At 70.4% G+C, this 23,960-nt stretch carries 20 protein-coding genes; 14 read left to right on the forward strand and 6 right to left on the reverse strand.

What is annotated here, in order from left to right; translation table 11 throughout:
• Nucleotides 1-127: 127 nt before the first annotated feature.
• Nucleotides 128-628 carry a transcriptional regulator BldD gene (gene bldD / locus AB0B50_RS09300; RefSeq protein ID WP_030787240.1) on the reverse strand — a complete coding sequence of 167 codons (501 nt, stop codon included), beginning with the start codon at nt 626-628 and terminating at the stop codon, nt 128-130.
• A gap of 224 nt (nt 629-852) precedes the next feature.
• On the opposite strand from bldD, the gene pyrR reads away from it, so the two are divergent.
• The 13 genes from pyrR to metK all read left to right on the forward strand — a co-directional run bounded on the left by pyrR (nt 853) and on the right by metK (nt 15,381).
• On the forward strand, nt 853-1,416 hold the full coding sequence (gene pyrR / locus AB0B50_RS09305) for a bifunctional pyr operon transcriptional regulator/uracil phosphoribosyltransferase PyrR (protein ID WP_362327974.1): 564 nt from the start codon (nt 853-855) through the stop codon (nt 1,414-1,416).
• Nucleotides 1,417-1,501: 85 nt separating this feature from the next.
• Nucleotides 1,502-2,488 carry an aspartate carbamoyltransferase catalytic subunit gene (locus AB0B50_RS09310; RefSeq protein WP_362327976.1) on the forward strand — a complete coding sequence of 329 codons (987 nt, stop codon included), beginning with the start codon at nt 1,502-1,504 and terminating at the stop codon, nt 2,486-2,488.
• Between the two features lie 5 nt (nt 2,489-2,493).
• Nucleotides 2,494-3,780, forward strand: a complete 1,287-nt coding sequence (locus AB0B50_RS09315) for a dihydroorotase (protein WP_362327978.1) — start codon at nt 2,494-2,496, stop codon at nt 3,778-3,780.
• On the forward strand, nt 3,777-4,349 hold the full coding sequence (locus tag AB0B50_RS09320; RefSeq protein WP_362327980.1) for a hypothetical protein: 573 nt from the start codon (nt 3,777-3,779) through the stop codon (nt 4,347-4,349). Before AB0B50_RS09315 ends, AB0B50_RS09320 begins: the two co-directional genes overlap by 4 nt.
• Nucleotides 4,346-5,503, forward strand: coding sequence for a glutamine-hydrolyzing carbamoyl-phosphate synthase small subunit (gene carA / locus AB0B50_RS09325; RefSeq protein WP_362327982.1), 1,158 nt, complete (start codon nt 4,346-4,348; stop codon nt 5,501-5,503). Before AB0B50_RS09320 ends, carA begins: the two co-directional genes overlap by 4 nt.
• Nucleotides 5,496-8,804: a carbamoyl-phosphate synthase large subunit gene (gene carB / locus AB0B50_RS09330; RefSeq protein ID WP_362327984.1), complete on the forward strand. Its 3,309-nt coding sequence runs from the start codon at nt 5,496-5,498 to the stop codon at nt 8,802-8,804. The genes carA and carB overlap by 8 nt, the downstream gene beginning before the upstream one ends.
• Before the next feature lie 58 nt (nt 8,805-8,862).
• Nucleotides 8,863-9,978: a quinone-dependent dihydroorotate dehydrogenase gene (locus tag AB0B50_RS09335; RefSeq protein ID WP_362327986.1), complete on the forward strand. Its 1,116-nt coding sequence runs from the start codon at nt 8,863-8,865 to the stop codon at nt 9,976-9,978.
• Nucleotides 9,975-10,823 (forward strand): orotidine-5'-phosphate decarboxylase, encoded by an 849-nt coding sequence (pyrF, locus tag AB0B50_RS09340; RefSeq protein ID WP_362327988.1) that lies wholly within the window; start codon nt 9,975-9,977, stop codon nt 10,821-10,823. The genes AB0B50_RS09335 and pyrF overlap by 4 nt, the downstream gene beginning before the upstream one ends.
• 267 nt (nt 10,824-11,090) lie before the next feature.
• Nucleotides 11,091-11,414 (forward strand): integration host factor, encoded by a 324-nt coding sequence (locus tag AB0B50_RS09345; protein ID WP_009713618.1) that lies wholly within the window; start codon nt 11,091-11,093, stop codon nt 11,412-11,414.
• A 38-nt stretch (nt 11,415-11,452) separates the two neighbouring features.
• Nucleotides 11,453-12,010, forward strand: coding sequence for a guanylate kinase (gene gmk, locus AB0B50_RS09350; protein WP_362327990.1), 558 nt, complete (start codon nt 11,453-11,455; stop codon nt 12,008-12,010).
• Nucleotides 12,011-12,060: 50 nt separating this feature from the next.
• Complete coding sequence (gene rpoZ, locus AB0B50_RS09355; protein WP_005319902.1) at nt 12,061-12,333, forward strand: DNA-directed RNA polymerase subunit omega; 273 nt, start codon at nt 12,061-12,063, stop codon at nt 12,331-12,333.
• A 121-nt stretch (nt 12,334-12,454) separates the two neighbouring features.
• Nucleotides 12,455-13,657 (forward strand): bifunctional phosphopantothenoylcysteine decarboxylase/phosphopantothenate--cysteine ligase CoaBC, encoded by a 1,203-nt coding sequence (coaBC, locus tag AB0B50_RS09360; protein WP_362327992.1) that lies wholly within the window; start codon nt 12,455-12,457, stop codon nt 13,655-13,657.
• A gap of 515 nt (nt 13,658-14,172) precedes the next feature.
• Complete coding sequence (gene metK / locus AB0B50_RS09365) at nt 14,173-15,381, forward strand: methionine adenosyltransferase (RefSeq protein WP_362327994.1); 1,209 nt, start codon at nt 14,173-14,175, stop codon at nt 15,379-15,381.
• Here the strand turns inward: metK and AB0B50_RS09370 are convergent.
• Genes AB0B50_RS09370 through AB0B50_RS09385 form a run of 4 tightly spaced genes read right to left on the reverse strand, consistent with a single transcriptional unit; the run spans nt 15,326 to nt 20,582 of the window.
• Nucleotides 15,326-16,573, reverse strand: coding sequence for a hypothetical protein (locus AB0B50_RS09370; protein ID WP_362327996.1), 1,248 nt, complete (start codon nt 16,571-16,573; stop codon nt 15,326-15,328). The two genes, metK and AB0B50_RS09370, sit on opposite strands and share 56 nt — an antisense overlap.
• Nucleotides 16,570-18,543: a hypothetical protein gene (locus AB0B50_RS09375; RefSeq protein ID WP_362327998.1), complete on the reverse strand. Its 1,974-nt coding sequence runs from the start codon at nt 18,541-18,543 to the stop codon at nt 16,570-16,572. Before AB0B50_RS09375 ends, AB0B50_RS09370 begins: the two co-directional genes overlap by 4 nt.
• The gene (locus AB0B50_RS09380) at nt 18,540-19,283 is read right to left on the reverse strand and encodes a toll/interleukin-1 receptor domain-containing protein (protein WP_362328000.1); all 744 of its coding nucleotides are present in this window, start codon (nt 19,281-19,283) and stop codon (nt 18,540-18,542) included. The genes AB0B50_RS09375 and AB0B50_RS09380 overlap by 4 nt, the downstream gene beginning before the upstream one ends.
• A gap of 45 nt (nt 19,284-19,328) precedes the next feature.
• The gene (locus tag AB0B50_RS09385) at nt 19,329-20,582 is read right to left on the reverse strand and encodes a helix-turn-helix transcriptional regulator (RefSeq protein ID WP_362328002.1); all 1,254 of its coding nucleotides are present in this window, start codon (nt 20,580-20,582) and stop codon (nt 19,329-19,331) included.
• 270 nt (nt 20,583-20,852) lie between these two features.
• On the opposite strand from AB0B50_RS09385, the gene AB0B50_RS09390 reads away from it, so the two are divergent.
• The gene (locus AB0B50_RS09390) at nt 20,853-23,036 is read left to right on the forward strand and encodes a primosomal protein N' (protein WP_362328004.1); all 2,184 of its coding nucleotides are present in this window, start codon (nt 20,853-20,855) and stop codon (nt 23,034-23,036) included.
• 277 nt (nt 23,037-23,313) lie between these two features.
• Here the strand turns inward: AB0B50_RS09390 and AB0B50_RS09395 are convergent, their stop codons facing one another.
• Nucleotides 23,314-23,868 carry a hypothetical protein gene (locus tag AB0B50_RS09395; protein ID WP_362328006.1) on the reverse strand — a complete coding sequence of 185 codons (555 nt, stop codon included), beginning with the start codon at nt 23,866-23,868 and terminating at the stop codon, nt 23,314-23,316.
• Nucleotides 23,869-23,960: the final 92 nt, after the last annotated feature.

The following is a 23,960-nucleotide window of genomic DNA, read 5'->3' on the forward strand; positions in this document are numbered from 1 at the left end:
AGGGGGTGTCACTACCCCGGGGGGGCCCAAATCCCCGTCCAAGTCCCAAAACCCGGGGGGGGGGCCCGCGCCCCGGGCCGCCCCCCACCCCGGCGGCACGTTTCTGCTGAAGTCTTCGGCGGTGGGCTCAGACCTCTTCGTGGGCGACGGCGCGGCGCGCGTCCGCGTCGAGGACGCCCCAGCTGATCAGCTGCTCGGTCAGCACCGAGGGGGACTGGTCGTAAATGACGGCGAGGGTGCGCAGGTCGTCCTGGCGGATCGAGAGCACCTTGCCGTTGTAGTCACCGCGCTGCGACTGGATCGTGGCCGCATAGCGCTGCAGAGGGCCCGCCTTCTCCTGCGGGACGTGGGCAAGGCGCTCCAGGTCGAGGACGAGCTTCGGCGGCGGCTCGGCGGCGCCACCCGGAGCCGTACCAGGAAGGAGCTCCTGCACCGGGACGCCGTAGAAGTCCGCCAGCTCGGCGAGGCGCTGCACGGTCACGGCACGGTCGCCGCGCTCGTACGACCCCACGACGACCGCCTTCCAGCGTCCCTGGGACTTCTCCTCGACGCCGTGGAGGGAAAGGCCCTGCTGGGTACGGATCGCGCGGAGCTTGGCCCCGAGCTGCTTGGCGTATTCGCTGGACATATAGCTCCCCGGACGCTGCGACAATCATGCGGCTCCGCCGCGTGGCTGGTAACTCACTGTGAGGTTACGCAGCGTTACTTGCCTCCGTCAAGCCGAATGGTCCGTACCGCCCCTTCGGTGGAGGGTGATGACGTGCCCCGTCATCAGTGCTGGTAGTGTGGATGGCGCAATTTCGACGTCCTTTAAAGTCCGTCCCGTGAGGCGGAGAAGGAGGTCCGTTTCATATGGACACGAATGACCCCGGTGTCGCGCGCCCCGTACTCGAAGGCCCGGACATCGCGCGGGTGTTGACCCGCATCGCCCACGAGATCGTCGAGCGCGCCAAGGGCGCCGACGACGTGGTACTGCTCGGCATTCCCACCCGCGGCGTCTTCCTCGGCCGCCGGCTCGCCGACAAGCTCGAAGAGATCACCGGCCGCAAGATCCCGGTCGGCTCCCTCGACATCACCATGTACCGCGACGACCTGCGCATGCACCCGCCGCGCGCGCTGGCCCGCACCGAGATCCCCGGTGACGGCATCGACGGCCGCCTGGTCGTCCTCGTCGACGACGTGCTCTTCTCCGGCCGCACCATCCGTGCCGCCCTCGACGCGCTGAACGACATCGGCCGCCCGCGCGCGGTCCAGCTCGCCGTCCTCGTCGACCGCGGCCACCGCGAACTGCCCATCCGCGCCGACTACGTCGGCAAGAACCTCCCCACGTCGCTGCGGGAGACGGTCAAGGTGCAGCTCGCCGAGGAGGACGGCCGCGACGCCGTGCTGCTCGGCGCCAAGCCCGCCTCCGCGTAGGACCGGCTTCCTCCCTCACGGGCCCGGGGCACACCCCTGTGCGCTCGCGTGCCCGCAAGACCTCCACACACCGGAGTACACCCAGATGATGCGACACCTCATCTCGGCCGCCGACCTCTCCCGCGACGACGCCGTCCTCATCCTCGACACGGCCGAGGAGATGGCGCGGGTCGCCGACCGGCCGATCAAGAAGCTGCCCGCGCTGCGCGGCCGCACCGTGGTCAACCTCTTCTTCGAGGACTCGACGCGGACCAGGATCTCCTTCGAGGCCGCCGAGAAGCGCCTCTCCGCCGACGTCATCAACTTCGCGGCCAAGGGCTCTTCCGTCTCCAAGGGAGAGTCCCTCAAGGACACCGCCCAGACCCTGGAGGCGATGGGCGTCGACGCCGTCGTCATCCGGCACGGCGCCTCCGGCGCGCCCTATCGCCTCGCGACCTCGGGCTGGATCGACGCCGCCGTCATCAACGCCGGCGACGGCACCCACCAGCACCCCACCCAGGCCCTGCTCGACGCCTTCACCATGCGCCGCCGTCTCGTCGGGCCCGATGCCGGGCTCGGCCAGGACCTCGCGGGCAAGCGCATCACCATCGTCGGCGACGTCCTGCACAGCCGCGTCGCCCGCTCGAACGTCGACCTGCTGCACACCCTCGGCGCCGACGTCACCCTGGTCGCCCCGCCCACGCTGGTGCCGGTCGGCGTCGAGCAGTGGCCCTGCGAGATCTCGTACGACCTGGACCGCGTCCTTGCGAAGTCCGACGCCGTGATGATGCTGCGGGTGCAGCGCGAGCGGATGAACGCCGCGTTCTTCCCCACCGAGCGCGAGTACTCGCGGCGTTACGGCCTGGACGGCGAGCGCATGGCGAAGATGCCCGAGCACGCCATCGTGATGCACCCCGGGCCGATGGTCCGCGGCATGGAGATCACCGCCGAGGTCGCCGACTCCGACCGCTGCACGGTCGTCGAACAGGTCGCCAACGGCGTGTCCATCCGGATGGCCGTCCTCTACCTGCTTCTGGGCGGCAACGAGCCCGCCGTCACCCACACCCGCCCCACCGGTTCCGAGGAGAAGTAACCAACATGAGCAAGATCCTGATCCGTGGTGCGAAGGTGCTCGGCGGCGAGGCGCAGGACGTCCTGATCGACGGCGAGACCATCGAGGCGGTCGGCGCCGGGCTCTCCGCCGAGGGCGCCGAGGTCGTCGAGGCCGAGGGCAAGGTTCTCCTGCCGGGCCTCGTCGACCTGCACACCCACCTGCGCGAGCCGGGCCGCGAGGACTCCGAGACCGTCCTGACCGGCACCCGCGCGGCCGCCTCCGGCGGCTACACCGCCGTGTTCGCCATGGCCAACACCTTCCCCGTCGCCGACACCGCCGGCGTCGTCGAGCAGGTCTACCGCCTCGGCAAGGAGTCCGGCTACTGCGACGTGCAGCCCATCGGCGCCGTCACCGTGGGCCTTGAGGGCAAGAAGCTCGCCGAGCTCGGCGCCATGCACGAGTCCGCCGCCGGCGTCACCGTCTTCTCCGACGACGGCAAGTGCGTCGACGACGCCGTGATCATGCGCCGCGCCCTGGAGTACGTGAAGGCCTTCGGCGGCGTCGTCGCCCAGCACGCGCAGGAGCCGCGGCTCACCGAGGGCGCCCAGATGAACGAGGGCGTCGTCTCCGCCGAGCTGGGCCTCGGCGGCTGGCCCGCCGTCGCCGAGGAGTCGATCATCGCGCGTGACGTGCTCCTCGCCGAGCACGTCGGCTCGCGGGTGCACATCTGCCACCTGTCGACCGCCGGGTCCGTGGAGATCGTGCGCTGGGCCAAGTCCCGCGGCATCGACGTCACCGCCGAGGTCACCCCGCACCACCTGCTCCTGACCGACGAGATGGTGCGTACGTACAACCCGGTCTACAAGGTCAACCCGCCGCTGCGCACCGAGCGCGACGTCATGGCGCTGCGCGAGGCGCTGGCCGACGGCACGATCGACATCGTCGCCACCGACCACGCCCCGCACCCGCACGAGGACAAGGACTGCGAGTGGGCCGCGGCCGCCATGGGCATGGTCGGCCTGGAGACCGCGCTCTCCGTCGTCCAGGCGACGATGGTCGAGACGGGCCTGCTGACCTGGGAAGCCGTCGCCGACCGGATGTCCTTCAAGCCCGCCGAGATCGGGCGGGCGACCGGCCACGGACGTCCCGTCTCGGCAGGTGAGCCCGCCAACCTGGTTCTGGTCGATGCCGATTACCGTGGGGAAGTGGACCCCGCGGGCTTCGCCTCGCGCAGCCGCAACACTCCCTACGAGGGCCGTGAGCTGCCGGGCCGCGTCACGCACACGTGGCTCCGGGGTCGGGCCACGCTCGTCGACGGGAAGCTCGCGTGACATCACTTCTGCATCTGGCCGCCGAGAAGGAATCGGCGGACGTGACCGACTGGGCCGCACGCATCGGCTGGGTCGTCGGACTGCTCCTCTTCATCGCGCTCGTCTACTGGCTGATGCGCGAGGGCTGGAAGTGGCGCGGCACGCTCCAGGGCGACCTGCCCGAGCTGCCCACCGCGCCGGATGACCCGGGCCCGGCGAGACTTGAGCTGAGCGGCCGGTACCACGGCTCCACCTCGGCCGGGCAGTGGCTCGACCGCATCGTGGCGCACGGCCTGGGCACCCGCAGCCGCGTCGAGCTGACGCTCACCGACGCGGGCCTGGACGTCGTACGTCCCGGGGCCACCGACTTCTTCATCCCGGCCGACCGGCTGCGCGAGGCCCGCCTCGACAAGGGCATCGCGGGCAAGGTCCTCGCGGAGGGCGGTCTCCTGATCGTCACCTGGGAGCACGGCGAGAAGCTGATCGACTCCGGCTTCCGCTCCGACCACGCGGCCGAGCAGGCCGAGTGGGCCGAGGCCATCAACGACATGATCAACACGACCAGCACGACGGAAGGCACCGCACGATGACGACCTCCAATCAGGGGCGCCCCTCGGAGAGGACGAGGGTGCTTCCCGCCGTACTCGTCCTGGAGGACGGCCGCATCTTCCGCGGGCGTGCCTACGGGGCCGTGGGGGAGACCTTCGGCGAAGCGGTGTTCTCCACCGGCATGACCGGCTACCAGGAGACCCTGACCGACCCCTCGTACGACCGCCAGATCGTGGTCGCCACCGCCCCGCAGGTCGGCAACACGGGCTGGAACGACGAGGACGACGAGTCCAGCAGGATCTGGGTCTCCGGATACGTGGTCCGCGACCCCTCCCGCATCCCCTCCAACTGGCGCGCCACGCGCTCGCTCGACGACGAGCTGGTCAAGCAGGGCGTCGTCGGCATCTCCGGCATCGACACCCGCGCCCTCACCCGCCACCTGCGCGAGCGCGGCTCCATGCGCTCCGGCATCTTCTCGGGCGCCGAGCTGCCCAAGGACGCCGAGCTGGTCGCCCGCGTCCAGGCACAGCCGCAGATGAAGGGCGCGAGCCTGTACGAGGAGGTCGCCACCAAGGCGGCCTACGTCGTCCCGGCGATCGGTGAGAAGAAGTTCACCGTCGCCGCGATCGACCTCGGCATCAAGGGCATGACCCCGCACCGCATGGCGGAGCGCGGCATCGAGGTGCATGTGCTCCCGGCGACGGCGACCGAGGAGGACGTGTACGCGGTCTCGCCCGACGGTGTCTTCTTCTCCAACGGTCCGGGCGACCCGGCCACCGCCGAAGGACCGGTCGCGCTCATGACCGCGGTCCTCGCGCGCAAGACGCCGCTGTTCGGCATCTGCTTCGGCAACCAGATCCTCGGCCGTGCCCTGGGCTTTGGCACGTACAAGCTGAAGTACGGCCACCGCGGCATCAACCAGCCGGTGCAGGACCGCACCACCGGCAAGGTCGAGGTCACCGCGCACAACCACGGCTTCGCCGTGGACGCGCCGCTCGACAAGGTCAGCGAGACGCCCTTCGGTCGCGCCGAGGTCTCCCACGTCTGCCTCAACGACCAGGTGGTGGAGGGGCTCCAGCTCCTCGACCAGCCCGCGTTCAGCGTCCAGTACCACCCCGAAGCGGCCGCAGGCCCGCACGACGCCGCGTACCTCTTCGACCGCTTCGTATCCCTGATGGAGGGCCAGCGTGCCTAAGCGCACCGATATCCAGTCCGTCCTGGTCATCGGCTCCGGCCCGATCGTCATCGGCCAGGCAGCGGAGTTCGACTACTCCGGCACCCAGGCGTGCCGCGTCCTCAAGTCCGAGGGCCTGCGCGTCATCCTCGTCAACTCCAACCCGGCGACGATCATGACCGACCCGGAGATCGCCGACGCGACGTACGTCGAGCCGATCACCCCGGAGTTCGTCGAGAAGATCATCGCCAAGGAGCGCCCCGACGCGCTGCTTCCGACGCTGGGCGGCCAGACGGCCCTCAACACGGCGATCTCCATGCACGAGCAGGGCGTCCTGGAGAAGTACGGCGTCGAGCTCATCGGCGCCAACGTCGAGGCGATCAACAAGGGCGAGGACCGCGACCTCTTCAAGGACGTCGTCGAAGAGGTCCGCAAGAAGATCGGCCACGGCGAGTCCGCCCGCTCGTACATCTGCCACTCCATGGACGACGTCCTCAAGGGCGTCGAGGAGCTCGGCGGCTACCCCGTCGTCGTGCGTCCCTCCTTCACGATGGGCGGCGCCGGCTCCGGCTTCGCGCACGACGAGGACGAGCTGCGCCGCATCGCCGGACAGGGCCTCACGCTCTCGCCGACCACCGAGGTGCTCCTGGAGGAGTCCATCCTCGGCTGGAAGGAGTACGAGCTGGAGCTGATGCGCGACAAGAACGACAACGTCGTGGTCGTCTGCTCCATCGAGAACTTCGACCCGATGGGCGTGCACACCGGCGACTCGATCACCGTCGCGCCCGCGATGACGCTGACCGACCGCGAGTACCAGATCCTGCGCGACGTCGGCATCGCGATCATCCGCGAGGTCGGCGTCGACACCGGCGGCTGCAACATCCAGTTCGCGGTGAACCCCGTGGACGGGCGCGTCATCGTCATCGAGATGAACCCGCGTGTGTCCCGGTCCTCCGCGCTCGCGTCGAAGGCCACGGGCTTCCCGATCGCGAAGATCGCCGCCAAGCTGGCCGTCGGCTACACGCTGGATGAGATCCCCAACGACATCACCGAGAAGACGCCGGCGTCCTTCGAGCCGACCCTCGACTACGTGGTGGTCAAGGCCCCGCGCTTCGCCTTCGAGAAGTTCCCGTCGGCGGACTCGACCCTGACGACCACCATGAAGTCCGTCGGCGAGGCCATGGCCATCGGCCGCAACTTCCCCGAGGCGCTGCAGAAGGCGCTGCGCTCGCTGGAGAAGAAGGGCTCGCAGTTCACGTTCGTGGGCGAGCCCGGCGACAAGGCCGAGCTCCTCGAAGAGGCCGTCCGCCCGACCGACGGCCGCGTCAACACCGTCATGCAGGCGATCCGCGCGGGCGCGACCCCCGCCGAGGTCTTCGACGCCACCAAGATCGACCCGTGGTTCGTCGACCAGCTCTTCCTGATCAAGGAGGTCGCGGACGAACTTGCCGCCGCCGAGCGCCTGGACGCCGCCCTGCTCGCCGAGGCCAAGCGGCACGGCTTCTCCGACGCCCAGATCGCCGAGATCCGCGGCCTGCGCGAGGACGTCGTCCGTGAGGTGCGGCACTCCCTTGGCGTCCGCCCGGTCTACAAGACGGTCGACACCTGCGCCGCCGAGTTCGCCGCGAAGACCCCGTACTTCTACTCCGCGTACGACGAGGAGAGCGAGGTCGCGCGGCGCGAGAAGCCCGCGGTGATCATCCTGGGCTCCGGTCCGAACCGCATCGGCCAGGGCATCGAGTTCGACTACTCCTGCGTCCACGCCTCCTTCGCGCTCAGCGACGCGGGCTTCGAGACCGTGATGGTCAACTGCAACCCGGAGACCGTCTCCACGGACTACGACACCTCCGACCGCCTGTACTTCGAGCCGCTGACGCTCGAGGACGTCCTCGAGATCGTCCACGCCGAGTCCCTCGCGGGCCCGATCGCGGGCGTCGTCGTGCAGCTCGGCGGCCAGACCCCGCTGGGTCTCTCGCAGGCGCTCAAGGACAACGGCGTGCCGATCGTGGGCACCTCGCCCGAGGCCATCCACGCCGCCGAGGACCGCGGCGCCTTCGGCCGCGTGCTCGACGAGGCGGGCCTCCCCGCGCCCAAGCACGGCACCGCCACGACGTTCGCCGAGGCAAAGGCCATCGCCGACGAGATCGGCTACCCGGTCCTCGTCCGCCCCTCGTACGTGCTCGGCGGGCGCGGCATGGAGATCGTGTACGACGAGACCCGCCTCTCCGCGTACATCGAGGAGTCGACCGAGATCAGCCCCTCGCGGCCGGTCCTCGTCGACCGCTTCCTGGACGACGCGATCGAGATCGACGTCGACGCGCTGTACGACGGCGAGGAGCTCTACCTCGGCGGCGTCATGGAGCACATCGAGGAGGCCGGCATCCACTCCGGCGACTCGGCGTGCGCCCTGCCCCCGATCACGCTCGGCGGCTTCGACATCAAGCGCCTGCGCGCCTCCACGGAGGGCATCGCCAAGGGCGTCGGCGTGCGCGGACTCATCAACATCCAGTTCGCGATGGCCGGGGACATCCTCTACGTCCTCGAGGCCAACCCGCGTGCCTCTCGCACCGTCCCCTTCACCTCGAAGGCGACCGCGGTGCCGCTGGCCAAGGCCGCCGCGCGCATCTCGCTGGGCGCCACCATCGCCGAGCTGCGCGCCGAGGGCATGCTGCCGGCGACCGGTGACGGCGGCACGCTGCCGATGGACGCGCCGATCTCCGTCAAGGAAGCCGTCATGCCGTGGTCGCGCTTCCGCGACATCCACGGGCGCGGCGTCGACACCGTCCTCGGCCCGGAGATGCGCTCCACCGGCGAAGTCATGGGCATCGACTCGGTGTTCGGCACCGCGTACGCCAAGTCGCAGGCGGGCGCGTACGGTCCGCTGCCGACCAAGGGCCGCGCCTTCATCTCGGTGGCCAACCGCGACAAGCGCTCGATGATCTTCCCGGCGCGCGAACTGGTCGCGCACGGCTTCGAGTTGCTCGCCACGTCCGGCACGGCCGAGGTGCTCAAGCGCAACGGCATCAACGCCACGGTCGTGCGCAAGCAGTCCGAGGGCGAGGGCCCCAACGGCGAGAAGACCATCGTCCAGCTCATCCACGACGGCGGCGTCGACCTCATCGTCAACACCCCGTACGGCACCGGTGGCCGCCTCGACGGCTACGAGATCCGTACGGCCGCCGTGGCGCGCTCCGTGCCGTGCCTGACGACGGTCCAGGCGCTCGCCGCCGCCGTCCAGGGCATCGACGCGCTCAACCACGGAGGCGTGGGCGTCCGGTCACTCCAGGAACACGCGGAACACCTGACCGCGGCTCGCGACTAGCAACCCACAAGGGGGACACCGAAGACACGGTGTCCCCCTTCTGGTGAGGACACCTCTCATGTACAAGCTCTTCTTCAACCTCGTCTTCAAGCGCATGGACCCCGAGCAGGCCCACCACATGGCCTTCCGCTGGATCCGCCTCGCGGCCCGCGTGCCCGTGCTGCGCACGTTCGTCGCGGCCGTCCTCGCGCCCCGCTTCAAGGAGCTGCGCACCGAGGCCTTCGGGCTGCGGATGCACGGGCCCTTCGGGCTCGCCGCGGGCTTCGACAAGAACGCCGTCGCGATCGATGGCATGTCGATGCTCGGCTTCGACCACATCGAGATCGGCACGGTCACGGGGGAGCCGCAGCCCGGCAACCCCAAGAAGCGGCTCTTCCGCCTCGTGCCGGACCGCGCGCTGATCAACCGCATGGGCTTCAACAACGAGGGCTCGGCGGCCGTGGCCGAGCGCCTGGCCGCGCGGACGCCCGTCTTCAGGACGGTCGTGGGCGTGAACATCGGCAAGACCAAGGTGGTGCCCGAGGAGGAGGCCGCCGCCGACTACGTGAAGTCGACCGAGCGGCTCGCCCGCCACGCCGACTACCTGGTGTGCAACGTCTCGTCCCCGAACACCCCCGGCCTGCGCAACCTCCAGGCCACCGAGTCGCTGCGGCCGCTCCTCGCTGCCGTGCGCGAGGCCGCCGACCGCAGCGTCGAGGGTCGTCGCGTCCCGCTGCTCGTCAAGATCGCGCCGGACCTGGCCGACGAGGACATCGACGCGGTCGCCGACCTCGCCGTCGAGCTCGGCCTGGACGGCATCATCGCCACGAACACCACCATCGCGCGCGAGGGTCTCGGTCTGACGTCCGAACCCTCTCTCTACGGAGAGACCGGCGGGCTGTCGGGAGCGCCGCTCAAGGAGCGCTCCCTGGAGGTCCTGCGCCGCCTCTACGCGCGCGTGGGCGACCGGATCACGCTCGTGGGCGTCGGCGGCATCGAGACCGCCGAGGACGCCTGGCAGCGCATCCTCGCGGGCGCCACCCTGGTCCAGGGGTACAGCGCCTTCATCTACGAAGGTCCCTTCTGGGGCCGCGCGATCCACAAGGGCCTCGCCGCACGCCTTAGCACGAGCCCCTACGCCACCCTCGCCGACGCCGTCGGCGCCGATGTGAGGAAGCCCGAGGTCACCGCATGAGCCCCCTGGAGCCCTTCGGCACGCGCCTGCGCCACGCCATGGACGAGCGCGGCCCCCTGTGCGTCGGCATCGACCCGCACGCCTCGCTGCTGTCCGCGTGGGGCCTGAACGACGACATCGCGGGTCTGGAGCGGTTCACGCGCACGGTCGTCGAGGCGCTGGCCGGGACCGTGGCCGTGTTCAAGCCGCAGAGCGCCTTCTTCGAGCGCTTCGGGTCGCGCGGCATCGCCGTACTGGAGAAGGCGGTCCAGGAGCTGCGGGCGGCCGGCGCCCTGGTCGTGATGGACGCCAAGCGCGGCGACATCGGCTCGACCATGGCCGCGTACGCCGAGACCTTCCTGCACAAGGACTCCCCGCTGTTCAGCGACGCGCTCACGGTCTCGCCCTTCCTCGGCTTCGGCTCCCTCAAGCCGGCGGTCGACCTCGCGCGCGAGAACGGCGCCGGTCTCTTCGTGCTCGCCCTCACCTCCAACCCCGAGGGCGCCGAGGTGCAGCACGCGGTGCGCGAGGACGGCCGTACGGTCGCGGCCACCGTCCTGGGGCACCTCGCCGCGGAGAACGCCGGTCAGGAGCCCCTGGGGTCCTTCGGCGCCGTCGTCGGGGCGACGCTGGGCGACCTGTCCTCGTACGACCTCGCCGGTGTCAACGGTCCGCTGCTCGCGCCCGGGATCGGTGCGCAGGGGGCGACCCCGGCGGATCTGCCGGGCGTCTTCGGCGCGGCCGTGCGCAGTGTGGTGCCGAGCGTCAGCCGGGGTGTGCTGCGGCACGGACCCGACGTCGCGGGCCTGCGCGAGTCCGCGGCGCGCTTCGCGGACGAGATCAGGGCGGCGGTCGAGGCGGCCTGAGCGGGGCAACGGACCCTGCGCATACGTTCCGTTGACGGGTCGCCGAGCCGCCGTCGGCACAAATCCGGGGCGAATTGCCCGATATGTACGGCTCGGCAGAGGCTGACCAGGACTTTTCGTCTGTTCTCGCTGACTCCAGCGGCCATGCCCGCTAGTCTCCGACGAGAGCCAACGGGCAAGCGCGTTGCACGTTGCTCCCCAGGTGTGGGGCGACTAGGTTCCTCACCGGTCCGTATCCGACAGTTCGACATCCGAGGTGACGTAGGCGTGGCTCTTCCGCCCCTTACCCCTGAACAGCGCGCAGCCGCGCTCGAAAAGGCCGCCGCGGCTCGCCGGGAGCGGGCCGAGGTCAAGAATCGACTCAAGCACTCCGGCGCCTCCCTCCACGAGGTCATCAAGCAGGGTCAGGAGAACGATGTCATCGGCAAGATGAAGGTCTCCGCCCTCCTGGAGTCCCTGCCGGGCGTGGGCAAGGTCCGCGCCAAGCAGATCATGGAGCGTCTTGGCATCTCCGAGAGCCGCCGCGTGCGCGGTCTCGGCTCCAACCAGATCGCGTCGCTCGAGCGCGAGTTCGGTGGTGCCGCCGGCTGATGTTCTCAGGCACTCCTGAGAACCTGGATAATCGCTGCATGAGTGAACGTCCGCGGCTGACCGTGCTCTCCGGCCCCTCCGGGGTCGGCAAGAGCACGGTCGTCGCTCATATGCGCAAGGAACACCCCGAGGTCTGGCTCTCGGTATCGGCCACCACCCGCAAGCCGCGGCCCGGTGAGAAGCACGGTGTCCAGTACTTCTTCGTCTCCGACGAGGAGATGGACAAGCTGATCGCCAACGGCGAGCTCCTGGAGTGGGCCGAGTTCGCGGGCAACCGCTACGGCACCCCGCGTCGCGCCGTGCTCGAGCGTCTGGAGGCGGGCGAGCCCGTCCTCCTGGAGATCGATCTGCAGGGCGCGCGCCTGGTGCGCGAGTCGATGCCCGAGGCGCAGCTGGTCTTCCTCGCGCCGCCGAGCTGGGAGGAGCTGGTCCGCCGGCTCACCGGCCGGGGAACCGAGGCTCCCGAGGTGATCGAGCGCAGGCTCGCCGCCGCCAAGGTGGAGCTCGCCGCCGAGGCCGAGTTCGACACGACCCTGGTCAACACCTCCGTCGAGGACGTGGCGCGTGAGCTGCTAGCCTTGATGAAGGTTCTTTGATCTTTACCCCAGTCGGGACCCCGGTCCCGGCCCCCATCGGAAGGCAGAGAGTGTCCTCTTCCATCACCGCGCCCGAGGGCATCATCAACCCGCCGATTGATGAGCTGCTCGAAGCCACCGACTCGAAGTACAGCCTCGTGATCTACGCCGCCAAGCGCGCGCGCCAGATCAACGCGTACTACTCGCAGCTCGGTGAGGGCCTCCTCGAGTACGTCGGTCCCCTGGTGGACACGCACGTGCACGAGAAGCCGCTGTCGATCGCGCTCCGCGAGATCAACGCGGGCCTGCTGACGTCCGAGGCCATCGAGGGCCCCGCCCAGTAGGCGTTGCTTGTAGGCATTTTTCTTTCACCACAGGCCCGGCAGAGCGACTGCCGGGCCTGTGGTGTGTCATGGAGTCGTACGTCTCCGAGTGCGGAGATCCGAGTGCGGGGAGGCATGGACGGTGGAGAAGCCCAAGGTCGTTCTGGGGGTCAGCGGTGGCATCGCCGCCTACAAGGCGTGCGAGCTGCTGCGGCGGCTCACCGAGTCGGGGCACGACGTGCGCGTCGTGCCGACCGAGTCGGCGCTGCACTTCGTCGGCGCCGCGACCTGGTCCGCGCTCTCCGGCAACCCCGTCTCGACCGAGGTCTGGTCCGACGTCCACGAGGTGCCGCACGTCCGCATCGGGCAGCACGCCGACCTCGTGATCGTCGCCCCCGCCACCGCCGACATGCTCGCCAAGGCGGCCCACGGACTGGCCGACGACCTGCTCACGAACACGCTCCTGACGGCGCGCTGTCCGGTGGTCTTCGCCCCGGCCATGCACACGGAGATGTGGGAGCACCCGGCCACCCAGGAGAACGTCGCCACGCTGCGCCGCCGCGGCGCCCTGGTCGTCGAGCCCGCGGTCGGCCGCCTCACCGGGGTCGACACCGGCAAGGGCCGCTTCCCGGACCCCGTGGAGCTCTTCGAGGTCGTACGCCGTGTCCTGGCGCGCGGCGACCTGGCGCAGGACCTCGCGGGGCGGCACGTCGTGGTGAGCGCGGGCGGTACCCGTGAGCCCCTCGACCCGGTCCGGTTCCTCGGCAACCGCTCCTCGGGCAAGCAGGGCTACGCGCTCGCCCGCAGCGCGGCCGCCCGCGGCGCCCGCGTCACGCTCGTGGCGGCGAACGCGACGCTGCCCGACCCGGCGGGCGTGGACGTCGTGCCGGTCGGCACCGCCGTGCAGCTGCGTGAGGCCGTCCTGAAGGCCGCGGCGGGCGCCGACGCCGTGGTGATGGCGGCGGCGGTGGCCGATTTTCGTCCCGAGACGTACGCGGCAGGCAAGATCAAGAAGAAGGACGGCCGGGAGCCGGCGCCGATCGCCCTGGTCCGCAACCCCGACATCCTCGCCGAGATCGCGGGGGACAGGCCGCGCCCCGGCCAGGTGGTCGTGGGCTTCGCCGCCGAGACGGACGACGTCCTCGCCAACGGCCGGGCCAAGCTCGAACGCAAGGGCTGTGACCTGCTGGTCGTCAACGAGGTCGGCGAGCGCAAGACGTTCGGTTCCGAGGAGAACGAGGCGGTCGTGCTCGGCGCGGACGGGAGCGAGACGGCGGTGCCGTACGGGCCCAAGGAAGCGCTGGCGGACACGGTCTGGGACTTGGTGGCGGAGAGGCTGTCCTGAGGCGTTGAAGTCGGCCGGGGGCTTCACCGGATCTGCGTGTGGTGCGGGCTGCGCCTGCTGTGCGAACCGTGCGAGCGGGCTGCGCCCGCTGTGCGTGCTGTGCGAGCTGTGGTGGTACGCGTGCGGTTCTCACTATGTGGACGCACCGCACGGCAGCTTCTCTTCCGGTTCGTTTTCGGTTCTCCTTCGGCTCCGCCTCCGGCACTTTCGCCTCTTGGCGGAAATTGGCCGCATTTCGCCGATTCCCTTGACGGGGTCCGTGCGGCCGGGGCTCAATGTCATCTTCGCCCCACCGGGCGCCTCAAAACCGGGAAAATCGGGCGCGAGGCCCTCTGGTGGAGAGTGATCGTCGTACCGCACAATGCAGTGCCGCAGGTCACAGGGCTCCCAAGTGGCGAGACATGTGGTCCGGCGGACGAGTGTGACCGATAAACTGGTCCAGGACGACGCCGAGCGCAGCTCTCGGATCGTCCATCAATGATCAGCCAGCAGCCGCTGCAACCACAGGGAGCGATGTGTCCCGGCGCCTCTTTACCTCGGAGTCTGTGACCGAGGGTCACCCCGACAAGATCGCTGACCAGATCAGCGACACCATTCTCGACGCGCTTCTGCGGGAGGACCCGACCTCTCGGGTCGCCGTGGAGACGTTGATCACCACCGGCCTCGTCCACGTGGCCGGCGAGGTCACGACGAAGGCGTACGCGCCGATCGCGCAGCTCGTGCGCGAGAAGATCCTCGAGATCGGTTACGACTCCTCGAAGAAGGGCTTCGACGGCGCCTCCTGTGGCGTCTCGGTGTCCATCGGCTCGCAGTCCCCCGACATCGCGCAGGGCGTCGACACGGCGTACGAGAAGCGCGTCGAGGGCGACGAGGACGAGCTCGACAAGCAGGGCGCGGGTGACCAGGGCCTGATGTTCGGCTACGCCTGCGACGAGACCCCGGAGCTGATGCCGCTCCCGATCCACCTCGCGCACCGCCTCTCGCGCCGCCTCTCCGAGGTGCGCAAGAACGGGACGATCCCCTACCTGCGCCCCGACGGCAAGACCCAGGTCACCATCGAGTACGACGGCGACAAGGCCGTCCGCCTCGACACGGTCGTGGTCTCCTCGCAGCACGCGTCGGACATCGACCTGGACTCGCTCCTGGCCCCCGACATCCGCGAGTTCGTCGTCGAGCCCGAGCTGAAGGCCCTCCTCGAGGACGGCATCAAGCTGGAGACCGAGGGCTACCGCCTGCTGGTCAACCCGACCGGACGCTTCGAGATCGGCGGCCCGATGGGCGACGCCGGCCTCACCGGCCGCAAGATCATCATCGACACGTACGGCGGCATGGCCCGCCACGGCGGCGGCGCCTTCTCGGGCAAGGACCCGTCGAAGGTGGACCGTTCCGCGGCGTACGCGATGCGCTGGGTGGCCAAGAACGTCGTGGCGGCCGGTCTCGCGGCCCGCTGCGAGGTCCAGGTCGCGTACGCGATCGGCAAGGCCGAGCCGGTGGGTCTGTTCGTCGAGACCTTCGGTACGGCCACGGTCGACACGGACAAGATCGAGACGGCGATCAGCGAGGTCTTCGACCTGCGCCCCGCCGCGATCATCCGCGACCTCGACCTGCTCCGCCCGATCTACTCCCAGACCGCCGCGTACGGCCACTTCGGCCGGGCGCTGCCGGACTTCACGTGGGAGCGGACGGACCGGGTGGAGGCGCTGCGGAAGGCCGCGGGGCTGTAAGCCTTCCTGTTCCAGGCCTCGGGGCCCGGCTCTCCTTCGGGAGGGCCGGGCCCCAGTCTGTTGAGGGGCAGGGCGGGGCGGTCAGGATTCGGGAGCGGGCGGTGCCGGTTCCGATCCATTGGGGGGACGCCATCCCCGCGGCGGCCGTCCGCGCGGCGAAGCGGCGACGTATCTCGTCGGCCGTCTCCCCGTCCCAGTCCTCGATGTTCATGGCCACCTGCTCGGCGAGCAGCAGGCACTCCTCGTCCCCAGGCGTGCGCCCCAGTCGTCGTACGAAGTCTGCGAACGTTTCCGCCGCGCTCGGCTCGGTGGTTCCCTCGCGTGCGGTGGGTTCATCGAACCCGCCGAAGTTCCCGAACGTGGGAGGCTCGGTCTCCAGGGGCGTGATCGGCGGGAACGACTCCGGTATGAGATGGCGGAACGGTTCGGCGACCTCTTCGTTGTTGGCGGCGGACGTGAGACGGGCCAGCAGGCCGATGTCGTTGACTGCCTTCTCCACGTGGTCGTCGTTCTTCGCGAGCCACCACACCACCGCGCTGCCGGTGTCGCGCAGGACGTCGCCGCCCAGGTACTCGCGCTTGTTGCGCTCGTAGTTGCGCTCGTGTTCCCAGAGGTCCTCGTTCTTGCGGATGGCCGCAAGCCGCTCCAGCCGCTGCTGGTCCTCTTCCGGGAGCACGAGGGCGACATCCAGGGCCATGGCGCGGATGTGGCCCCCGGGGTCCGTTTCCATGATTCCCAGCGCGCCGCTGAGTTCGTGCTGGACGAGGGAGCTTCTGAAGGGCTTGCGGCACGACGTCACGGCTCGGGCGCGCTCGATGACGGCGTCCATCGCCAGCGCGCCCGCGTTGATGTGCGAGACATCGGCCGAGGAGTCGGCCGGGCACCAGCGGATCGTCGCCGAGAACAGGAAGTCGTAGTCCGCCAACTGGCTGGGCAGGGAGATCCGGTCCACGTACACCTCGCGGCGCTCGACCGGAGCGATGGGCTGGTCGGGCACCGTGCCGGGTGGGAACGGGTCTCGCCTGCGGGCCCGCGTCGCGGCCGAGGCCGCCACGGCGAGAGCGGCCGCCAGGACGGCCGCGGCCGTGGGCCACACCCAGAGGGGCCAGTCGAGACAGAGGCCGAGGATCAGGACGAGCAGTGCGCCGATGAGGGTGAGGAAGATCGAGACGGTCTTCTGGCCGGTGCTCATGAGGGGGCTGCCTCCTGCTGGCGGGACATGGTCGGGTCCTGTGACAGATGCGTGGCCTGCGCCGCGCTGATCTTCCGTAGGAGGAGCGCGGAGAGATCGGGATGAGCGTGCGTCCGGGCCGATGCGTAGAGGCGGTTGAGGATGGCGTACCGAGATCCGGCGGCGCCCACCAGGACGTCGAGGAGCTTGTCCGCGATCGCACGGTCCTTGGTGGCATCGGCGGCGGAGATCCAGGCGTCGGCGCAGGCGCTCCAGCGCTGCCGCTCGGCACGGTCGAAGACGGAGGCCCATCCCGTCGTGAGCCAGCTCCGCGTGTTCGATGAGCGAAGGAAAGGCTTGGGGAGCCTGGTCGGGGCGGTGAGGTCGAGGAACAAGTCGGCGTCCGGCCGCCGGTGGCTGTCGGACGACGCGACAGTGAGGCGGTACAGCAACCGCCGGTGGAGCCGCAGGTCCTCGGGGTCGTTGGTGACGTAGCGCAGGAGGGCTTCGCGGACGACTCCTGGCGGGCGCTCGTGACGGGCCATGTGGTGCAGGCGGACCAGAGCGGCTTCGGGGTGGCGGACCGACATGACCTTCTCGCAGACTTCGGCGAGTACGTGGCGCAGGCTGTCGGACAGTTGCCGTGTGGACCACTCGTAGAGCTGGTGCCTCAGCTCTCCGCCGCACGCTTCGCTGGGGACGCTCCGCTCGAGGAGTTGTGCCGCGGCTCGCAGCTGGTCTTTTCGCGCCGAGTCGTGGGTCCAGCTCTTGACGAGGGCGATCAACTCCTCTGTGTCATGGGTCGACAGACACAGATCGGTGAAGCGCCGGACCAGATTGTCCCGGTCGGTGTCGGCGAGTTCGGGCCGAGAGAGCACAGCGGCGACCCAGGTGCGCAAGGGGGTCCTGAGGTCCGGCCTGGTGGTCCAGAAGTGCCGGCGCACGGCATGCGCGAAGCCGAGCCTGTCGAAGGTGACACGGGAGTTCTTGTCCGCGGCGGCGTCTATCTTCTCCAGGCGTTCGTCGAGGCCCGGGTGCTCCAGGAGGGGACGGACCTCCACGGGGGCTTTGACCGCTGAGAGCAAGGCCGCCGTGGCCTCGTGCACGGCTTCGGACCGCGCGCCGTGGAGCAGTGCCGACGCCAGGAGCAGGGCGCGCTGCGGGCCCTTGCGCAAGTGAGGGACGAGCGAGGCGACTTCGGGGCCACGGTCGGTCTGCGCCGCGACGGCCTGCGCGCACCACGCGTCGAAGGTGCCTCGCGCGTGCTCCGCCGTACGCACGGTCAGGATCCGGTCCGCCAGCAGCGCGAGCTCCCGCATCGGTGGTTCCTTCTCGACGAAGGAGAGGAGGACCGGGGGAGGCGGGTCGCAGATCCTGGTGTCGAGGCCGCCGCAGCGGAGATGGCGGACGATCACATCCATGCCGTCGGGCCGCTCGATCTTCTTGCGGAACGCGAGGAACTCGGGGGCCAGTTGGCCCTGCTGCCGGGCCGGGAGAACCACGGCCAGGTGGGCCTGTTTCTTCTGCACCGCGTGGTAGAAGTCCCACAGCTGCGCCTGGACGGTGTTCCAGAGACTCTCGTCGGCGGCGGAGAGGTCGAGGAGCATCCGGTCCCGCTCGCCGATGTTGTCCGGAGACAGGCGCGGCGGCCCCTTCCCTTCGTCCGACTCGGTGGTGAGTTCGTGGTAGGTCCCTGTCGAGTGGGGAAGTTCGCGCAGCAGGACACGGGCGGCGGAACTCCGTCCGCTGCCCGGCGCTCCGTCGAGGAAGAGGATGCTGCGGGACTCCAGGACGTCGTACGCGGAGTTGATGTGCGGAGGTCGGGCGAACTGCCTCTGAAGATGGCGCAGTTGGCTCTCGGCCACCCGTCGGCGTGCCGTGGGAGGGGTCTTCAGGAGGTTGTCCGCGGTGAAGGAGACGTATGTGTTCCCGGATCCGCTGTTGACGACCCCGGCCGGGCCGGAGAACTCCGTACGGGAGTCGCCGCTCACCGTTCGTCGTCCTTGTCCCGTCGGCGTGCCGCACCGAAGTCCTGCCGGATGCCGCCGTGGTTGTCGCACGCGACGAAGGCCGAGATCGAGCCGTTGTCGGTGACGTGCGCCGAGTTGTTGTAGAGGTTGCCGGAGCCTGTGTTGACGGGCCCCTGCGATCCCCTGATGACAGTGCCCGCGTCGCCGTGCACGGTGCCGGCCTGGACGACGGTGCCGCCATGCACGGTGTCCACGTTGTTCTGCGGCGCGTTCGGAGAAGGGCTCTTCGCCGAGGCTTCCTCGGCCATCGCCAGTTCCGGGATCAGGTCGGCGAGCGCGTCGCCGATCCGCTGGATGTCGTACGCGTCGTTCTGGTTGTCGTAGCGCAGTGTCTGGCAGTCGGCGAGGCGGGCCAGGGGCTTGGGGAGTTGGCTCCTCGTGGGGCGTTCGGTGCGCCGCCCGGCCAGAATCGGAACCACGGGTATGCCGCAGCGGAACGCTTCCAGGATCTCCTTGCGCACCCAGTCGTCCGCACGGTGCAGGGCGGGGTGGTCGATCCAGCCGGGACCGATGACGGCCAGGAGGACGTCGCTGCGGCGGACCCCGCGCATCAGCTCCTCGTCGAAGAACTCGCCGGGCCGGATGGACTGGCTGGCGCGGAAGATGCGGTCCTTGCCGAACCGGGCGGTGAGCTCGTTGCGCAGGGTCGTGGCGGTCTGGTCGCCGTCTCCTGTGCGGTAGTTGACGAAGACATCGGGCATGGCGGAACGACCTTTCTCTCCGGGTGGGTGGGGCGCGGCTTTCGCTCAGCCGTTGAGTGGCGTGAGCGCTGCGGTGAGGCGTGGGGAAATGGCCAGGAAGGCGGGGCGGCGTGGATGGCGGGCCAGGGTCCGTTCCAGTCGGCGCAGGTCGGCGGCGATGGTCGCCGAGCCCACGCAGTCCGTGGTCCGCAGCAATCGGCCGGTCAGCTCACAGGCGTGGTCGAGCTCCCCTGCGGCGGCATGCGCGAGGGCGCGCCGCACTCCGTACCTCGCCTGGGTACGCAGGGCGTGTCCGGGGATGCGGGCGCATTCGCGGTCCAGGTGCTCGGCTGCCTCCCGCGGCCTGCCGAGGTCCACCAGGCACCATCCGGTGATCATGTCTGCGGGGTTTCCGAGATGCGTGGTCCCCAGGGCCGGGGTGCCGGTGTCGCTCGCGGCCGAGGCGAGGAGGTCACGCGCCGAGTCCAGAGCGCGCATGGCGGAGTCGTAGTCGCCCGCGAGGGCATGGCCCTGCGCCTCGCGCTGCGCGGCGAGCCCGCGGATACGGCGGGGGAGACGCGGCGAGCGGGCGCCCGCCGCCAGGGCGATCGTGTCGGCCGAGTTCCCCTGGTAGTACGTGATCAAGGCGCGGCGCACCAGTGCGTAGGAGGCCAGATCGTGCTCGCCGGCAGTGTCGGCCAGGTCGACGGCGTGGTCTGTCCATCGCAAGGCGGCCCTGTCGTCACCGGACTCCTCCGCCATCCATCCGGCGTACTCCGCGTAGCGGGCCGCGAGCCCCCGTAACTTCTGAGCGGTGCGCGGGCCGGTACGGGCGGCGAGTGCGCAGAGCGAGTCCATCTGCTCGGCGAGGCCGGGCAGGACGGCGTTCGCGGGGGACATCTGCCCGAGGCGGCGGTACTGCTCGAACAGGGCGTGGGAGATCTCCAGGAGAGTCGAGCCCAGCGACTCGGGCGGCTCGGTGAGAGCGGAGGCCTCCGGGATGCCCAGGAGCGAGGCCGCACCGGCGGCCATCACACGGCGTCTGCTCGGCGGCATCGCCCCTTTCTTGGTCTCTTCTGGTGGTGGGCCGTTCTTCGCCCGCGGCGTCGTCGGGACGAGCGAGGCCAGGGCGCCATCGGTGTGCAGAGCCGCGTCACAGAGCCTGGCCAGTCCGGGGCTGGGCCGCTTCTTCCCGGTCTCGACCTTGCTGATCTGACCCTTGCTGTAGTGGACCGCCGCAGCGAGTTCCGTGAGAGTGAGCCCGGCCGCTATGCGGGCGCGGCGCAGCTCGGATCCGAACCTCGCCGGTTGTTCCTGCACATGAACCCCCTTCTGCCTCATGGCCTTGAGCTGGCGGACATCCGTCGGTGGACGTCAGCGTCGTGCCCGTGTGATGACACGAGCAAGGCCGTGGGGCGTGTTTCCCGTTTCCTCTTTGACCTGCGCTTCCGTTTCCGAGGTGGAAGGCAACCTGACGGCCGGTGCGCTGTCGAGATGGCCGAATCGGCCAGCGGGGTGGCTGGTCCGCGTCGTTGTCGCTCGGCGTTCGCGACCAGTCGGATGTCAGTGCGGTCTGGTAGGAATGCTGCTGTGAGCAGGGAGAACGAAGGGGTCGGGGCCGAGGGGGGCGGGGAGCCCGAGCAGCTTGCGCTGATTCGGGAGTCGGTGCGGAAGGCCAAGGTGCCGCGGGCCAAGCCTCGGACGTGGCGGGGGGCTGCGCTGGCCAAGGAGTTGCCTGTTGCTCGGGTGCTTGTCGACAAAGGCGTGCTGCATCTCGATCGGTACTTCGACTATGCCGTGCCCGAGGAGCTGGATGCCGAGGCTCAGCCCGGGGTGCGGGTTCGGGTGCGGTTCGGGGCCGGGGCGCGGAACGTGCGTGATGGGCGGCGTGAGGGCGGCGGGCTGATCGACGGGTTCATCGTCGAGCGGTGTGCCGAGAGCGAGTACAGCGGGCCGTTGGCCGCTCTTGCCCAGGTCGTGTCGCCCGAGCCCGTTCTCGATGCCGGGCTGCTCGGACTCGCTCGGGCCGTTGCCGATCGCTATGCCGGGAGCCTTGCCGACGTGCTCCAGTTGGCCGTTCCGCCGCGGCATGCGCGGGCCGAGTCGCAGGCCTCCTCCGCTCCGCCTCCTCCGCCTGCCGCGCCCGAGCCCGGGAGCTGGCGGCGGTATGGGCGCGGGGCCGAATTCCTCGGGGCGCTGGCCTCGGGGGGCGCGCCTCGTGCCGTGTGGACCGCGTTGCCGGGGCCGGAGTGGGCTCAGGAGATCGCTCGGGCAGTGCAGGCCACGTTGGCCTCGGGGCGGGGTGCGCTCGTCGTCGTGCCGACCGGGCGGCCCGCCGCGCGCGTGGATGCCGCCCTCACCGAGCTGCTCGGTGAGGGGCAGCATGCCCTTCTCACCGCCGACGCGGGACAGGAGCGGCGCTATCGGGAGTGGTTGTCCGTGCGGCGCGGGGCCGTGCGGGCCGTCGTCGGGACGCGGGCCGCCATGTTCGCGCCCGTACGGGATCTGGGCCTTGTCGTGATGTGGGAGGACGGGGACTCCAGCCACAGTGATGACCACGCGCCTTTTCCGCATGTGCGGGAGGTCCTGGAGCTGCGGGCCACGCGGGACAAGTGCGGGTTTCTGCTGGGGAGTTGGAGTTGCACCGTCGAGGCCGCCCAGCTCGTCGAGAGCGGCTGGGCGTCGCCTCTCGTGGCCGATCGCGAGCAGGTGCGGGGCGCCGCGCCCCTCGTACGGACCGTGGGGGACGGGGATCTCGCGCGGGACGAGGCGGCGCGTGCCGCGCGGCTGCCGACGCTGGCCTGGCAGGTCGCGCGGGAGGGGTTGAAGCACGGGCCCGTTCTGGTGCAGGTGCCGCGGCGCGGGTATGTGCCGCGGCTTGCGTGCGAGCGGTGCCGGGAGCCCGCGCGGTGCCGGCGGTGCGCGGGGCCGCTGGAGGCGCAGGAGAGCGGGGGCGCGCTGCGGTGCGGCTGGTGCGGGGTGGAGGAAGCCGCCTGGCACTGCGAGTCGTGCGGGGGGTTCCGGCTGCGGGCGCAGATCGTCGGGGCGCGGCGGACCGCCGAGGAGTTGGGGCGGGCGTTTCCTGCTGTGCCGGTGCGGACGTCGGGGCGTGAGCATGTGCTCGATACGGTGCCGGGGGCGCCGGCGTTGGTGGTGAGCACCCCGGGAGCGGAGCCTGTCGCCGAGGGCGGTTATGCGGCTGCTCTGCTGCTCGACGGGTGGGCCATGCTCGGGCGGCCCGATCTGCGGGCGGGGGAGGACGCGCTGCGGCGGTGGATCGGGGCGGCCGCGCTGGTGCGTCCGCAGGGGGCGGGCGGCACGGTGGTGGTTGTCGCCGAGCCGACGCTTCGGCCTGTGCAGGCGTTGGTGCGGTGGGACCCCGTGGGGCACGCGGTGCGGGAGTTGGAGGAGCGTGCCGAGTTGGGGTTTCCGCCGGTTTCGCGGATGGCGTCGGTTTCGGGGACGCCGGATGCGCTTGCCGCGTTTCTTTCCGCTGCTGAACTTCCTCGGGATGCGGTGGTGTTGGGGCCGGTTCCTGTTTCCGACGGGGGCGTTGGGGGGCGGGGCTCTCGGAGGCCCGGTGGGCCTCCTGCCGGTGAGTCCTGGGAGCGGGTGCTGGTGCGGGTGCCGCCCGGGAGCGGGGCTGCGCTTGCCGCCTCTTTGAAGGTGGCTCAGGCGGCGAGGATGGCGCGGGGGGCCAAGGGGGCGGGGGCTCGGGACGGTGGGGCCGAGGCGGCGGTGCGGATTCGGGTGGACCCGTTGGATATTGGGTGAGGGTGGTTGCGTAGTGGGTGAGGGCGGTTGTGTAGTGGGTGGGAATGTGCACTTTGTTGATCGATGCCCGGTAGTGGGGCGTTGTGCCCACCCTTCCCCAAGCTCTCGGCTTCGCTCGAGCAGGGGAGACCCCACTCGCCCTGCGGAACGCCTGCCCACAACGGAACGCCTGGCCACAACGGCCTGGGCGGGTTTGTGAGTTGACGTCCGGTTGCCTCGCGGAAAGCCGCTGCCCCCTTGCCCTGACCAGGGCAAGGGGGCAGCGGCGTGGGAAACGTCAGCCGTTGCGCGGGCCTGGGAATGCGTTGGGCCTGGGGTCTTCGCGGAGGGTGGGGCTGCCTGCGGTCGGCTGTGTCGGCATCGCGCGGGCGGCGGGGACGGACGGCAGGGGGGCGCCGACCGGGAGCGGGCGGGTGGCCGTGGAGGTCACGGTCGGCGTCGGGGTCTCCGCGGCGCGCTCCGCCTCGGCCGCCGCCTGCGTGGTCGCCCGCCGCGCGCCGTACCGGCGGTGGACCGCCTGCTTGGTGACGCCGAGGGCCGAGCCCACCGCGTCCCACGAGAACCCGAGCGAGCGGTCGAAGTCCACCGCGGCGGTGACCAGCGTCTCGACGCTGTCCCGCAGTTCCTGGGCGAGGCGGACGGTCGGGGCGGGGGCCCGCCCGTACACGACGAAGCCCGCGGACGGGCTGGAGCGGCGCGGGCGGTAGACGTTGCCGAGCTGGGCGGTGAGGGTGCGCAGTGCGTCCACCTGCCGGCGGACCCGCTCGATGTCCCGAACCAGGAGGTGCAGGCTGGCCCGTGCCTGGGCGTCGTGGGTTGCGTGGTCGGCCATGAACAAGCCTCTCGAACCGGCGTTGAAAAGGATCGGGCCGCATCCGCGGCCCGTTGTGGTCAACTCTTTCTTGACCAACGCGCTAGTTCGTG

Origin of the sequence: Streptomyces sp. NPDC041068, from assembly GCF_040647455.1 — a bacterium.
Lineage (GTDB): Bacteria > Actinomycetota > Actinomycetes > Streptomycetales > Streptomycetaceae > Streptomyces.